The organism is Rhizobium sullae, from assembly GCF_025200715.1.
Lineage (GTDB): Bacteria > Pseudomonadota > Alphaproteobacteria > Rhizobiales > Rhizobiaceae > Rhizobium > Rhizobium sullae.
In genome coordinates this window covers 539399-553808 of sequence record NZ_CP104144.1, presented here as the reverse complement: position 1 = coordinate 553808, position 14410 = coordinate 539399, and the positions used below count along the sequence as shown (strand labels likewise).

15 protein-coding genes and 3 pseudogenes are annotated in these 14410 nt (G+C 59.4%); 12 read left to right on the top strand and 6 right to left on the bottom strand.

What is annotated here, in order from left to right; genetic code table 11:
* Positions 1-21 precede the first annotated feature (21 nt).
* The 4 genes from N2599_RS23290 to N2599_RS23275 all read left to right on the top strand — a co-directional run bounded on the left by N2599_RS23290 (position 22) and on the right by N2599_RS23275 (position 3318).
* Complete coding sequence (locus N2599_RS23290; protein WP_027511143.1) at positions 22-1491, top strand: DHA2 family efflux MFS transporter permease subunit; 1470 nt, start codon at positions 22-24, stop codon at positions 1489-1491.
* A 35-nt stretch (positions 1492-1526) separates the two neighbouring features.
* Positions 1527-1703: a hypothetical protein gene (locus tag N2599_RS23285; RefSeq protein WP_156915298.1), complete on the top strand. Its 177-nt coding sequence runs from the start codon at positions 1527-1529 to the stop codon at positions 1701-1703.
* 181 nt (positions 1704-1884) lie between these two features.
* Positions 1885-2352 (top strand): transposase, encoded by a 468-nt coding sequence (locus N2599_RS23280; RefSeq protein ID WP_027511142.1) that lies wholly within the window; start codon positions 1885-1887, stop codon positions 2350-2352.
* A 519-nt stretch (positions 2353-2871) separates the two neighbouring features.
* Positions 2872-3318 (top strand): hypothetical protein, encoded by a 447-nt coding sequence (locus N2599_RS23275; RefSeq protein ID WP_311319507.1) that lies wholly within the window; start codon positions 2872-2874, stop codon positions 3316-3318.
* 392 nt (positions 3319-3710) lie between these two features.
* Here N2599_RS23275 and N2599_RS23270 read toward each other — a convergent pair whose 3' ends face one another.
* Entirely contained in the window at positions 3711-4067 is a 357-nt protein-coding gene (locus tag N2599_RS23270; RefSeq protein ID WP_037142410.1) for a hypothetical protein, read from the bottom strand.
* 99 nt (positions 4068-4166) lie between these two features.
* Here N2599_RS23270 and N2599_RS23265 point away from each other — a divergent pair.
* Positions 4167-4580, top strand: a pseudogene (locus N2599_RS23265) (recombinase family protein); the annotation flags it as partial.
* A gap of 32 nt (positions 4581-4612) precedes the next feature.
* On the opposite strand, the gene N2599_RS23260 reads toward N2599_RS23265, so the two are convergent.
* The 5 genes and pseudogenes from N2599_RS23260 to pcaQ form a co-directional block, all read right to left on the bottom strand.
* Positions 4613-4798 carry a DUF3008 family protein gene (locus N2599_RS23260; RefSeq protein ID WP_027511141.1) on the bottom strand — a complete coding sequence of 62 codons (186 nt, stop codon included), beginning with the start codon at positions 4796-4798 and terminating at the stop codon, positions 4613-4615.
* A gap of 231 nt (positions 4799-5029) precedes the next feature.
* A pseudogene (locus tag N2599_RS23255) lies at positions 5030-5176 on the bottom strand (DUF2934 domain-containing protein); the annotation flags it as partial.
* A 233-nt stretch (positions 5177-5409) separates the two neighbouring features.
* Positions 5410-5703 (bottom strand): annotated as a pseudogene (locus tag N2599_RS23250) (RES family NAD+ phosphorylase); the annotation flags it as partial.
* A 106-nt stretch (positions 5704-5809) separates the two neighbouring features.
* Complete coding sequence (locus tag N2599_RS23245) at positions 5810-6076, bottom strand: DUF2277 domain-containing protein (protein ID WP_027511140.1); 267 nt, start codon at positions 6074-6076, stop codon at positions 5810-5812.
* Positions 6077-6804: 728 nt separating this feature from the next.
* Positions 6805-7728 (bottom strand): pca operon transcription factor PcaQ, encoded by a 924-nt coding sequence (gene pcaQ, locus N2599_RS23240; protein WP_027511139.1) that lies wholly within the window; start codon positions 7726-7728, stop codon positions 6805-6807.
* Positions 7729-7820: 92 nt separating this feature from the next.
* Here pcaQ and pcaD point away from each other — a divergent pair, with 92 nt between their 5' ends.
* The 7 genes from pcaD (at position 7821) to N2599_RS23205 (ending at position 14253) form a co-directional block, all read left to right on the top strand.
* Positions 7821-8630 carry a 3-oxoadipate enol-lactonase gene (gene pcaD / locus N2599_RS23235; protein ID WP_027511138.1) on the top strand — a complete coding sequence of 270 codons (810 nt, stop codon included), beginning with the start codon at positions 7821-7823 and terminating at the stop codon, positions 8628-8630.
* A complete protein-coding gene (gene pcaC / locus N2599_RS23230) occupies positions 8627-9031 on the top strand; it encodes a 4-carboxymuconolactone decarboxylase (protein WP_027511137.1) in 405 nt (134 codons plus the stop codon). The genes pcaD and pcaC overlap by 4 nt, the downstream gene beginning before the upstream one ends.
* A gap of 9 nt (positions 9032-9040) precedes the next feature.
* A complete protein-coding gene (pcaH, locus tag N2599_RS23225; protein WP_027511136.1) occupies positions 9041-9790 on the top strand; it encodes a protocatechuate 3,4-dioxygenase subunit beta in 750 nt (249 codons plus the stop codon).
* 2 nt (positions 9791-9792) lie between these two features.
* The gene (pcaG, locus tag N2599_RS23220; protein ID WP_027511135.1) at positions 9793-10404 is read left to right on the top strand and encodes a protocatechuate 3,4-dioxygenase subunit alpha; all 612 of its coding nucleotides are present in this window, start codon (positions 9793-9795) and stop codon (positions 10402-10404) included.
* 184 nt (positions 10405-10588) lie between these two features.
* Positions 10589-11758 (top strand): acyltransferase family protein, encoded by a 1170-nt coding sequence (locus N2599_RS23215; protein ID WP_027511134.1) that lies wholly within the window; start codon positions 10589-10591, stop codon positions 11756-11758.
* A 112-nt stretch (positions 11759-11870) separates the two neighbouring features.
* Positions 11871-12917, top strand: a complete 1047-nt coding sequence (locus tag N2599_RS23210; protein WP_027511133.1) for a 3-carboxy-cis,cis-muconate cycloisomerase — start codon at positions 11871-11873, stop codon at positions 12915-12917.
* A 163-nt stretch (positions 12918-13080) separates the two neighbouring features.
* Positions 13081-14253, top strand: coding sequence for an ABC transporter substrate-binding protein (locus N2599_RS23205; protein WP_027511132.1), 1173 nt, complete (start codon positions 13081-13083; stop codon positions 14251-14253).
* The last annotated feature ends 157 nt before the right edge of the window (positions 14254-14410 follow it).

Below are 14410 nucleotides of genomic sequence, written 5' to 3'. Positions count from 1 at the left end.
GCATCCATTCAAGGCACCGCTATGACCCTCGATTCCCAAGCAATATCCGGCGTTGAAGATGTCCCCGTCACCGAAGACCAGAGCGCCCGTAATAAGCTCGTCATCGGTCTCCTGCTGGTTTCGGCCTTCGTCGTCATCCTTAACGAAACCATCATGGGCGTCGCGCTGCCGCACTTGATGGCTGATCTCAAGATTTCCGCAAGCCTGGCGCAATGGCTGACAGCGGCGTTCATGCTGACCATGGCCGTCGTTATTCCGGTGACCGGCTATCTATTGCAGCGCCTGAATACGCGGCCCGTATTCATTTTGGCGATGTCGCTATTCAGCGCCGGCACGCTGATTTCCGCACTCTCGCCGGGCTTTAGCATGCTGGTGATCGGACGGATCGTACAGGCATCCGGCACGGCGATCATGATGCCGCTGTTGATGACCACGATCATGCATCTGGTGCCGCCGCACTCGCGCGGCAAGACGATAGGCAATATCTCCATCGTCATCTCCGTGGCGCCCGCCATCGGCCCGACGATTTCCGGGCTTATCCTGGCAGCGCTTCATTGGCGCTGGATGTTCCTGCTCGTCCTGCCGATCGCGCTCATAGCTCTGGCGCTCGGTGCATGGAAAATCAAGAACGTCACCGAGCCGACGAAGGCGCCGATCGATATCCTCTCTGTCCCCATCTCCGCAATCGGTTTCGGCAGCTTCGTCTATGGCCTGAGCGGACTGGGCGAGGCCGCGCTTGAGACGCCAGCCGTCTCGCCCTGGATTCCGCTCGGCGTAGGTGCGGCGGTCATTGCAATCTTCGTCCTGCGGCAGTTGCGGCTTCAGCGCCAGGACAGGGCATTGCTGGACATGCGCACCTTGACGATCAAGGCCTTCACCATTCCGGTCGTGATGATGGCGATCCTGATGATGTCGATGTTCGGCGTGTTCATCCTGCTGCCGATCTATCTTCAGAACGTGCTGGGGCTGACGACACTTCAGACCGGGTTGCTGTTGCTCCCGGGTGGGTTGATCATGGGACTTTGCGCCCCGACGGTCGGCAGCCTGTTCGACCGGTATGGTCCGATGCCGCTCGTCGTTCCGGGCGCCATTCTGTTCAGCGTCTCGATGTGGGGTCTGACCTTCGTTCAGCAGGACACGCCCGTCTGGATGCTGCTGATCGCCCATATCGTCCTCAGCATTGGCCTTGCGCTGATGTTCACCCCTCTCTTCACTGCGAGCCTCGGAGCACTGCCGCCCAATCTCTATTCGCATGGAAGTGCCATGATCGGCACCACCCAGCAGGTCGCCGGCGCGGCCGGCACCGCGCTCTTCGTTGCGATCATGACGATGGAAGGTTCGAGCCTCACACTTGCCGGCGCCGATGCTGTAGCGGCGACGACGGGTGGGATCCGCGCGGCGTTCTTCTGTGGGGCGGCCATTTCCATTGCAGCTATCGCGACGGCTTTCTTCATCAAGAAGCCGATAGGCGGCCACGGCGTATCGCATTGAAAAGAGGCAATCCGCCTACTCGAAGGACGACACCCATGAAATCCATCACTGGAAAGCGGCCACGGTTCGGGCCCGCCGGTGGTTGTCTCAGTGATGCAGGCACCCACGCTGATTGCCGAGATCGGATACCGCTCGTGAAGTTGCGGCATTCGTCATATGAGGGGCTGCGCGAGGTGGAGGACAACAACGCGGCGATTTACGAGATCGAGTGAGAAAGGCGGGACGAAAAGCATAATCCTCAGCGATCTTTAGAGCGCGTCAGGTCGACTCCCGCATGCCATTCCGGGCCGACCCAATTGGTTTCGACTGCCCGCAAAAGCAGGTGGCTTGCGGCGGTGTTGACTCTGGAGCTCACTCGGCGGAAAACAGGTAATGGCTAGAGAGGAAATACTGATGGCTGACGAGAACAACATAGGACCGAATGCAGTTGCGGCGACGGACGCCGAGGCAAAAACACCTGCTGTCAAGAAGCAGAGGTCGCCACGGCCGCAAAAGACGGCTGCCGAACCGGCGCGCGCTACATCAAAGGCAGTGGCTGTAAAGTCGCCCGTGGCTAAGCCCAGGACGTATAGCGAGCAGGAAAAAGCCGGTAAGCTCAAGCTGATCGGAACGGAAATCACCGAAGGCAAAAGCACCCTCAAGGACGCGATCAAGAAGGCCGGCATATCGGAGCAGACCTACTATAATTGGAAGCGGACCGCGACGCCGGTTGTTCAAAGGAACAAGAAGCCGGTTCCGACCAGCGATGAACTGGGCGATCTGGTCAAGCTCGAAGAGGAGAACCAGAAGCTTCGCAAGCGCCTGGCGGAAAAGTTGCGTGCGGAAAATACGCAACTGCGCAAGAGGCTCGGGCTGGATTGATCCAGGACGAGGCCTTGCAGGCGGTCATTCTATCGATTGACCGCCCGGTCTTGCGCGACTTCAAAGGTCGGGCTCGCCTCCAATCCTGCCGTCGAGGCGAGCAATCGCGAAGGCGACATTCCCTGCGGTAGCGCCTCAAAGGTCGTTTACACCGGGTGTCAGCGCGAAGTATCGTCACTGTCTTGCGCGGTGACAGTTGAAGCGCGCGGTAAGGCGATATATGGATCCGCTGGCAGGAACGCGTGGCGCTGATCGGCGCCGGCTCTGCCACGCATCGCTCAAGGTTGAAATCATATGAAAATGCCACAACGGAATTTCGTTGTTGAATTCAAGTCGGGTCGACGATCGACGAAGGTGCGGACAAGCTCAATTTGGGGTGACACTGACCTCAAGGCTTTCGTTCGCGAATCGGAAGATACGGCGCCGCATCCGTTCAATTCAAATGCAGCACCTCGTACGCCGGACGACGGCGACACAATGCCGCCTGGCCCGATGAATGCGGGTTCTGCTAGCGGACACGTGGGCGAGGTCAGCACTGCAGAAGCAGCGGTACCAACGGGCAACGGCCCAAAGGTTGCTGAGGTTGAGGTGCCGAAGCAGCATGAGACAGATGTTCTAACCGCAGAAGTTGTTGCGCCCGTGCAGGAGAGCGAGCCTGCGCCGCAGCTTCGGAAAACATCAAAAGGCACCCATCGAAAGCGCGCCAAGCGTAGCGCAGCCCCGATCGCGCACATTGCGATGGGCAGGGACGAGCCCCTAAGCGCGGAATCCGTGACTGCCCGAGATTGGGTTTCCTTCGACGAACTAGCTGCCCTTGATGCAGAAAATAAGCGGCTCAACAGCCTGCTGGCCGAACAGCTCCATGCACAGAACGTGCAGCTCAAGAAGATGCTCGAGCGGTTTGATGTCGCGCAAGCAGACCGCTTCAAAAGAGCCATGTCGGCAAACATCAACGCAGCGCGTTGATGTTCTTTCGAGCGGCGAGATCTGCCCGGTGTCGCAAGCTGCGACACGTCGCAGATTTCGTGTAACGAACTGCCCGCCACATCGCGCAGTGGCGGACCTTTCGCGGGACTACAGACCTGGAACGCGGTGGGACACAGACGGCCCAAACCACAACTACCGGATGGTCGATCCCATCCTGACTCTTGGAGTGGTGTCCTGCCCGATCACTGGAGTGCCGATTGTGATCGCACCATTAGGCGCAACCCTCCTCTCACGGGCCTGGCCGTCACAGCCACCGTGCAATATCGACGATGTCATCCGCGCGAGGTCGACCGGGACTGAGAAATCTGACGTGAAGGCGGCCGGTACGGGGACGTCGCCGGTCTTCAGCGGAAATGCATCGAAACCATCATTCACGGCTTCCGCGGCCGGCGTCGTTTTGGCAAACGCGGGTGACTTTTTTCCTCCCTCTGCCGATCACCTTCTTGCATGCCTATAGCCTCGGTTCCTCCCATCAGTGAGGACTCTGCGGCGTCTTCGGGTTCAGTAGCAACGGAAAGTCCAGATCGTCCTTTCCACTCGCGCCGGGACTGTTCTCGCTCCTTCAGCAGCGCGAGATACCGCTCGCGAATCTGCGGCATTGTTAATTCGCCTTTGACCCAGCATTCGATCAGCATATGAAAGGCGGGATCAGGGTCGATTTCGATGCCCAGCCTGCGCGCGCGCCCAAGTGCCTTTGTGACAGCCGCCCGGCGGCTTCCGATTGTCATGCAGAACCTCGATTCGTGTCGAGCCGACGATGCCACGATCCTTCAAAGTGGGCTATATGCCAATACGGGAATATGACGAAGTTCGGGCTGACCGCTATGGGTCCCCCCGAGCTTCAGAAACGCCGACGAGAGGCGGTGCGTGCGGTGTCGGCGGCGCTTGAGCGCACCTGTCTCGACGAGCTTATTACCTCGGTGCAGTGTCATGCGGATCCTCAATCGTAGAAGGTCATGACTGGACAGTCGAACGGCTGCGCCGGGCGGTCCACCGGATGGTGCACGAAAAGCTCGCGGAGCCGGAGCTACTTGTTCGATCGCCGCATTGGCCGGCGGAGGACGATCTGATTAAACTGGTCGCCGGGATCGCAATCGCCGATCCTGATCTATCGCTGCGCGACATTGCTGCCCAATTGGACCGGATGCATGGCCGGCCGCCGCGTGGTGGCCGGAAATGGCAACCGTCTTCCGTCGGGGCGGCTGGACGAAGCGTGTCGCTTCCGGCTCGTTCGCTCATGAGAGCCCGTCACGAGGCGGCCGGATCCGGCCGCCTACTTAGCAACGCGTTCGGGTTTGCCTTTTGTTTTGGTCGATGCAAACTCTTCGGGCTGCTTTTCGCTCATGGATTTTTCCGTGCTCTTGGAGGCGCCCTTTACCTTATTCTTGGACGTCTCGCCGCGCTTTGCTGATAAGGCAGCACCTGAGGCCGTCTGCTGAGCTTTGGATTTTGCTGGCATTTCGGGCACCGTTGCGTTCGAGGCACTAGATTGATGCTCGGGCTCAAGAGTGCGTTTGTCTTTCGATGGCTTTCGGTCAGTGGCGGCGACACCGCTCGCCGGCTTTCTCGCCTCGGCGACCGTCTTGGCTCGCTTGTCAGCTTTGGATCCTGATTGCTTCGCGGTAGATTGGGGCCTGCTTCCAATCTCTTCGAAAGCCTTCAGCCAGTGTTTGAGGTCCTCGCCATGCGGACGGCCCTCCTGCTCCCATATTTCATAGGCTCGTTTTCGGATTTGTTCCTCTCGCGTCGCCTTCACGGTTTGCTCCTCCGAGTTGCAAGGGAACTGAGATAGTGCTGTTGCCTCGAAAGCAAAGAGCTCGTTCGGATGGTTCGCCATCATGGTGGAACATTTTTGGTTTCACAGGCTCAGGGCTGCGCGTACGAGACGAGCCTTGGGCTCTCCGTAGCGATCCTGCACCAGACCCAATTTGCGCATAGAGAATCTCATCGATGAAGAGCCGGTGCGCACCGAGCGGGCCGACAAGAACTCCCTCCCTGTCCGCGTCAAACCGGCGGCCAACGACCGCTTCGAGCAGCCAGTCCGGGAGCGCCTCCTGCCTAAGCAGAAGACTAGGCACCAAACAATCGGCGGTCCCAATAGACCGGCTGATGCAAGCTTGCCCCGATTTGTGGGAATTCCGGATGAGCCGGATTAATCAGGACATTGTGGTCGAGGCGCGCCACCACGCTGGGCACCAGCAGGATCGCACTTCGCTTTTCCAAGCACCATTGTTCACCGAACTTCCTACTCACGGTCGCCGGCATCGCATCCCAACCAGGAAGTGCTGGAGGCGAGAAGACTTCATACGTTAATCCGCGTGGAATGGTGATCTCGACATAGTGCTGGCTGGGTGGCAAACGGCCTCCATCCCTCCTGGAGGGAGGCATCCATGTCCCGAGCATTGGTCATGACGTCCCACGCCCGCAAGGGCCGGATTCATCCTGCAGCGGGCCAGACCACCGGCACAGTTCACGCGAACCGGGTCGCTGTTCTCGCGCGCGCTTTTGCGGCTTCTTCTTCGCGGTCGCGCGGCGGTTGCGAAGTCTCGAGTGAAACGAGCAGTTCGCGGGAACATGCCGCGATCGAACCGACCGCGCGGTCGAACGCCGCCTCATTACGTTTCGACGGTTTGTTCGTTCCGCTCAGCTTTCGCACAAACTGCAGCGCGGCGTTATGGATTTCCTGGTCGGTCGCAGGCGGATCGAAATTGAACAAAGTTCTTATGTTTCGGCACATGACTTGCTCCCAGTCGTCTTCGTCGTCTTCGTCGTCTTCGTCGTCTTCGTCATCGTCGTCTCCTTCCCACCTTGACAGCGGGCGGCGGCTTAGCAGGCCTCAGGGGCTATTGCGTGCTTTCCAGCCATCTCCCCTCAACCAGATAGCCTTGATGCCTGCTGCGGTTTGGCGGAAGACACGCTAGATGACCAAAAATAACCAAACAGAACTTATAAGTCATCCTCGCGTCCATCGGTCCAGGCATAGAGCACAATGCGCCACAGCGTTAGCGGCACCGTTGACGGCGACTTCCACCGCGCTGCCGGCGCCGGAATCAATGCATTCCCCCATCACGACCACGCAGCTCGTATAAGACCAGTCGCCCGATGGTTTGCAATCCGGACATTGCCCCCATTGCAGCCGCCGTGGCATCGGACCCGCGTCAGCCCTTTGGTAGCGGCGACGGTCGATGAAAGGCGGACCGCTAGATCAGACAATGATTTCAGAGAATCTGCGGGCAATGTCCCCAAGGCCGACACCGAGGCCAGCGGACGGTGCAGCAAATGGTTCAGGTCGAGATCGTATCGTCCGAAATTCCATCGCGGATACACGTTTGAAGCCGCGTGGACGCGGGCCATCGTCACACCTTGCGCCTTGGCATCGGCCATCGAATGATAACCGGCTCTTCACCTTCGGCATAACGGAACGGAACCGCGGATCGCCTTCCTTGCGACGGCGTCCTCGTCCCTTCATTTTGCGGAAATCTCCCGTGCGGCCTCGCGGACCGTCTGCATCAGAATAGATAGCGGCAGCGACGGAAGTGCGTCGGTACGCATCGTCAGTCCCACAGGCCCTTTCGTTTCGCTCGTGTCGATCGGCAACGCCGCCAGGATGCCGTCCTCGATATCGGCGGCCACGACACCGGTCGAGATGATCCAGATTGCATCGCTCGACCGCAGGAATGCACGGCCGAAAGAATCGGAGACCGTCTCGATCTGGTTCGGCAGGTTCGGCACGCCGTTGGCGATCAGGAAACTCTCGACGAAAGGGCGGATGATCGAGGCCCGCGTCGGCATCAGCACCGTATAATCACCGAGCGCCGCAAAAGGCGACTGTTTGGCTTTCAGCAGCGGATGGCCTACTCTCACGGCAAAGACCACCTGCTCGGAATAGAGATGCTCAAAGGAAAAGCCCGCCATCTTTTCCGCCCCGGCGAGGCGCCCGACGACGACATCGAGATCGCCGACGCGAAGCTGTTCCAGAAGGACCGCGTTCTCGCCGGTTACGATCTTGATGCGGCTCCAGGTATTCTCTTTAAGGAATAGTTCCATCGCCCGCGGCATGACGCGCGTCGAGACCGTCGGAAGCGCGCCGATGCGGATCGGCGGAGCGTCGCCCACCCGTTCCTGGGTGACGGAATCGAGCCCATGACGGAGCGCCGCCAGCGCCGCGCCTGCGTGCTTCAGGAATACCTCGCCGTATCGGGTGATCTTTATGCCGCGTCCGTCGCGCTCGAAAACGTCGACGCCAAGCACCTCTTCCAGTTCACGGATCGTCTTCGTCACCGCCGGCTGGCTGACACGCAGGAGTCCCGCTGCCTTCATGACGCTTTTCTGACGCGCAACCTCGACAAAGGTCTGCAGATGGCGAAACTTGATGCGGCTGTCGATCATGTGTCACATAACCCATAAGTTATCGGAAAGCCACGAAATATCATTTTACCTAACCGAATTAAACATTCAATTTCGCCTTAGGAGGAAGCCCCGTGCAATTTGCTCGCGTCAATGATGTCACGATCCACTACCAGATCATTGGCGGTCCGGCCGACAAGCCGGTCATCGTCTTTGCCAATTCGCTCGGCACGGATTTCCGGATCTGGCGCGATGTGATCGTGCGGCTCGCAGGAGACTTTGCGATCGTACTTTACGACAAGCGCGGACACGGCCTCTCGGATGTCGGCCAGGTGCCATATTCGATCGAGGACCATGCCTCCGACCTGATCGGTCTCCTAGAGACGCTTGAGGTCGAACAGGCCTTCATCTGCGGCCTTTCGGTCGGCGGCCTCATCGCGCAATCTCTCTATCAGCAGCGCCCGGACCTTGTGCGCGGCCTCATCCTTTGCGATACGGCACACAAGATCGGCACCCAGGAAAGCTGGAACACGCGGATTGCCACCGTTGGAAAAGAGGGAATCGGCAGCATCGTCGATCGGGTGATGGAGCTGTGGTTCACACCGGCATTCCGCCGCCCGGAAAACGCCGCTTATCACGGCTACAGCAATATGCTGGCCCGTCAGCCGCTCGAAGGCTACATCGCGACCTGCGAGTCGATCCGTGATGCCGACTACACCGAGGCTGCAAAGAAGATTGCGGTTCCCACCATCTGCATCGCCGGCGATCAGGACGGCTCGACGCCGCCGGACCTGGTGAGGTCGACCGCGCAGCTGATCCCGAATGCCCGTTTTGAAGTGATCCGCGATGCCGGTCACATCCCCTGCGTCGAACAGCCGGAGGCACTCACCGCCATCATCCGTGCCTTCATCGACTTTGCCTTGCATGGAGAACAGAGCCCATGAATGAAGCCCCGATCCCGTCCGAACGCTACAGGCAGGGCATGGCGACCCGCCGCGCGATCCTCGGCGACGATCACGTCGATCGCGCCGAAGTAGGCTCGACGGCTTTCGACAAGCCGTTTCAGGACCTGATCACGGAGGCTGCCTGGGGACATGTCTGGTCGCGTCCGGCGTTTACCAAGCGCGAGCGTTCGATCGTGACGATCGCGCTTCTGGCGGCACTGGGCCAGGACGACGAGGTTGCGATGCATGTGCGCGCCACAGCCAATACCGGTGCCAGCCGCGATGATGTTTGTGAAGCGCTTCTGCATGTGGCGATCTATGCAGGCGTTCCGGCAGCCAATCACGCAATCAAGATCGCCAAGCAGGTTTTCGAGCAAATGGACGCCGAAAAGGCAGCCTGAGAGGAAGAGATGTCCGATATCCCGAACCGCAAGCCGGAAACTGGCGCCTTCTTCGCCCGCGACCGCGCCTGGCACCCACCGGCCTATGCGCCCGGTTACAAGACATCGGTGCTGCGCTCTCCACAGCGCGCACTCTTATCGCTCGATGGCACGATTTCCGAGATTACCGGACCGGTCTTCGGCCACTCGATCATCGGCGAACTCGACAACGACCTGATCCACAATTTCGCCCGCCCCGGCGAAAGCGCCATCGGCGAGCGTATTATCGTTCACGGCCGGGTGCTCGACGAACGTCGCCAGCCGGTTGCGGGCGCGCTGGTCGAATTCTGGCAGGCCAATGCCGGCGGGCGCTATCGCCACAAGAAAGAAACCTATCTTGCGGCCATCGATCCGAATTTCGGCGGCTGCGGGCGCTGCATCACCGACGAGTATGGGCAATATTCCTTCCGCACCATTCGCCCCGGCGCCTATCCGTGGCCGAACGGCGTCAACGACTGGCGCCCGGCGCATATCCACTTTTCGATCTTCGGTCACGGCTTTGCCCAGCGGCTGATCACGCAGATGTATTTCGAAGGCGATCCGATGATCTGGAAATGTCCGATCGTCGGCACGATCCCGGACAAGGCAGCGATCGAGCAGCTGATTGCACCGCTCGACTGGGGCAACACCATCCCCATGGATGCGCGCGCCTATAAGTTTGATATCGTGCTGCGCGGCCGCCGTTCGACACTGTTCGAAAATCGGCTGGAGGGCAACTGACTATGCAGGAATCCAGCTATCTCAAGGAAACCCCGTCGCAAACGGCAGGTCCCTATGTCCATATCGGCCTGACGCCGAATTTCTGCGATATCGGCGGCGTTTACGCAGAAGACCTCGGCAGCGCGATGGTCAACGACAAGACGCTCGGCGAACGCATCACCGTCACAGGCCGTATTTATGACGGCACAGGCGCGCTCGTGCGTGACGCAGTGGTCGAAATCTGGCAAGCCGACAGCGCCGGGCTTTACAACAGCCCATCGGAAATGCGCGGTACGGCCGACCCGAATTTCACCGGTTGGGGGCGCTGCCCGACCAGCGCCGAAGACGGCGCCTACATCTTCGAAACCGTCAAGCCCGGCCGCGTCCCGTTCAAGGACGGCAGCATGATGGCGCCGCACATCTCGTTCTGGATCGTCGCGCGCGGCATCAATATCGGACTCCACACCCGTATGTATTTTCCCGAAGAGGCGGACGCCAACAAGGCCGATCCGCTGCTTTCCCGTATCGAGCACCGCGAGCGCACTGCAACAATGATCGCGTCCCGCGATGACACAACCTGTACGTTTGATATCCGCCTTCAGGGGGAGCAGGAAACCGTATTTCTCGACATTTGACCATGATGTAAAATAAGAGGTTTTGCCTTTATGGTGCAGGCAACTCCTGGCGGAGGGCAATGCCGTTGACGGTCAGGACTACAATCAAAGAGAGCTGCGCGCATGACAAAACAGCGATATGCGGGTTGTTAAAAATGCTGCACCGCAGTAAGACTTGGACGGGCTGAACGGTGATGGTGGAAACATGCAGAAAACATTCGGGCACGTCCTGTCCGCACACAAGGGTCTTGGTCCAGGTTTCGACTTCCTCAGAATTGCTCTGGCTTTTTCAATCGTATTTGCACATTCGCTTTTGCTGACCGGAAATGACGCGTTTTTTCGTTCGAGCCCGCTTTGGTTTGCGGAATACGCACTGGTGCCGATGTTCTTTGCGCTCAGCGGTTTTCTGATCGCCGGCAGCGCTCAGCGGCTCAGCCTCAAGAACTTTCTCCTGAACCGCGGATTGCGCATTGTCCCAGCCCTTGCCGTCGATATCGTCGTCTGCGCGCTCATCATCGGCCCCCTGGTGACGACCGTCGCCTCGCGCGACTATTTTCTTGGTGCCGATTTCTACAAGTATTTCCTCAACATCGTCGGCTGGATCCATTACAGCCTGCCGGGCGTGTTTGAAGAGAACCCGACGCATCGGGTGAACGGGGCTCTCTGGACCGTGCCTTGGGAAATCTTCTGCTACATCATCATGTCTGCGCTGATGATCACCTCGATCATCAAGTCGTGGCAGAAGCTGGCACTTTTGACTGGCGGCTTCATCCTGGCCGGGCTCGTCGTCCAGTTCCTCGGACATCTGCTGCCCTATCGCATAAACCTGGTTTTGAGCACGCTATTCGTCAGCCGCGGCGCCCAACTGGTGTTCGCGTTTCTGCTCGGCATCCTCGCCTATCAATTGCGGGATTTTATTCCGCACAAAAGATCGCTGTTTGTGGCCAGCCTGGCGATTTCCGTCCTGGCGATGCTCCTTTTGAGCAGCCCATCCATCGAGAGCGTGCCGAACAGGCTGCTCGTCCTGCCGGCACTCGTCTATATCACGATATTTGTCGGCCTGACGCCGGTACCCTTGCCCTCCGTCTTTCACAAGGGCGACTACTCTTACGGCGTCTACCTCTATCACGATCCCTTTCTACAGATTTTGATCAGCCTGGCACCGGGTTTGTTCCTCATCCCCAAGACGGGAGCGCTCGCACTCTATGCCGTCGGCATCTGTGCCGCCCTGGGTATCGCCGTCTTTTCCTGGCATATGATCGAAAAACCCATCCTGGGCATGCGAAAGAAATTCTCGTTCGTTGCAAAGGCGCGTGGCGTCGACGAGAATGCGGATACAAAAATCCTGTCCGTCGAAGAGCCGGTAAAGGTATAGTCGGCAAAGGAGCGGAAAGCCTTTGTCCCTAGTCTTCCGGGATTTCGGTAGCCATGCGGTCCTTCTGCCGCCAAACTGGCGGCAGAGCAGGCAGAAATCAATGAGACGTCACGTGACCACACCGGCCTTCGACCACCCGTTTCTGTGCGGCCTTCTCGGCGACGACGAGGTTGCTGCCTATCTTTCGGCCGATGCCGATATCCGCGCCATGCTCTCTTTCGAACGAGCGCTTGCGAAGGCCGAAAGCATCCACGGCCTGATCCCGGAAAAGGCGGCAAGCCGCATTGCCGACGCCTGTAAAGGCTTCACTGCCGATATGGCCGGCCTCAAGGCCGCGACCGCCAGGGACGGCGTCGTGGTTCCCGAGCTTATCAAGCAACTGCGCAAGTCCGTGGGCGGCGACGCGGCCGAGCATATCCATTTCGGCGCGACCAGCCAGGACGTCATCGACACCAGCCTGATGATCAGGCTGAAATCGATCGCCTTTCTTTTCTCCGGCCGGCTCGGTGCCGCTATTTTCGCTCTCGACGCGCTCGACCGCGAATTCGGCCAGAACACCCTGATGGGTCATACCCGCATGCAGGCCGCAATCCCGATTGCCGTTTCCGATCGTCTGCGGACATGGCGGGCACCGCTTGAACTTTATCGCGGCCGGCTGACGGAACAGTCTTTTCCCGTCCAGTTCGGTGGCGCGGCCGGAACGCTGGACAAGCTTGGCGACAAGGCGGCCGCCATCCGCGCTTCACTTGCCCAGGAACTCGGGCTCGCTGACGAACCGCAATGGCAAAGCCAGCGTGCCATGATCGCCGATCTTACCAACCTTTTCTCGCTGATCACCGGCAGCCTCGGGAAGATGGGCCAGGACATAGCCCTTCTGGCGCAGGCGGGCGGCGAGATCGAACTTGCTGGCGGCGGCGGTTCGTCTGCCATGGCACATAAGCAAAATCCCGTCGCGGCCGAGACGCTTGTTGCGCTTGCCCGCTTCAACGCCGCCCAGCTTTCCGCCATCCATCAATCGCTCGTTCACGAACAGGAACGTTCAGGTGCCGCCTGGACGCTCGAATGGCTCGTGATACCGCAGATGGTGATGGCGACCGCCGCCGCCCTGCGGCTTGCACGTGAGTTGACCGGCAATATCTTGCGCCTCGGAAGATCATAGACCATGGCGACGTCATGGTAGTACGAAACATAATTCTCCGGTTATGAATTACGGCATTTATTTCATTTTACATTACTATTCCGCATGACACACTGACGCGAAAATTATTAGCTTCGCGCTAATCCGGCGGTGGAGTGCGCCGGACACAAAGGGAGAGGAAAACATGAAACGGATGGTTCTGGCCGCTGCAGCGGCACTCGTCATGGGCGCGGCCGCCTATGCCGACACGATCAAGGTCGGCGTTGTCGGCCCATTTTCGGGTCCGTTCGCGCTGCAGGGCAAGAACTTCAAGGCTGGTATCGACGCCTACATGGCAACGAACGGCGCCAAGATCGGCGACAACACCATCGAAGTAATCTATCGCGATCTGCCGGCCGCCGATCCGGCGCAGTCTAAGGCGCTTGCCCAGGAACTCGTCGTCAAGGAAAAGGTCCAGTATCTCGCCGGCTTTTATTTTACGCCGGATGCAATGGCCGTCACGCCCATCCTGAAGCAGGCAAATACGCCGCTCGTCATCATGAACGCGGCGACCTCGGCGATCGTCACCAAGAGCCCGCTGGTCGTTCGTACATCCTTCACCCTCTGGCAGACCTCCACGCCAATCGCCAAGGTCGCCTTCGACAAGGGTGTGAAGAAAGTCATCTCCGTCGTCAGCGATTATGGTCCGGGCGTCGACGCTGAAAATGCATTCAAGGCGGGCTTCGAAAAGGCCGGCGGCGAAATCGTCGAGGCGATCCGCATGCCGCTTGCCACCAATGATTTCAGCCCGATCATGCAGCGCATCAAAGACTCCGGCGCACAAGGCGTCTTCGCCTTCTTGCCATCCGGGCCGACGACGCTCGGCTTCGTGAAGGCCTATGACGAAAATGGTCTGAAGGCCGGCGGCATCCAGCTCTTTGCCCCCGGCGACCTGACGCAGGAATCTGACTTGCCGGCACTCGGCGATGCCGCGCTCGGCATGCTGACGACGTTCCATTATGCGGTTTCGCATGATTCGCCGGAAAACAGGGCCTTCGTCGAAGCCACCGGCAAGGCGCTCGGCAACCCGTCCGAACTCACCTTCCCCGCGGTTGGCGCCTATGACGGCATGCACGTCATCTACAAGATGATCGAGGCGACCGGCGGAAAGCAGGACGCCGAAAAGGCCGTCGAAGCCGTGAAAGGTCTCTCCTGGACAAGCCCGCGCGGCCCGGTTTCGATCGATCCGGAAAGCCGCCATCTCACGCAGAATATCTATCTGCGCGAAGTCACCAAGGATGCGGGCGGCAAATACATCAACAAGGAAATCCAGGTCTTCGAAAAGCAGGGTGATCCGGGTCTGGCGGCTATGAAGTAAACCGCCTGTCATGAGGGCGCGATCGTGGAAACCGCCCCCTCATCCTGTCCTCTCCCAGCGCCGCAAATCCCTTCTCCCAAGCGAGAGGATGCCGGCAGGCGGACGAGGAGGCGGCACGGTACGCGGGACGATGTAGAGCGAGAGCCATCGGCGCGGC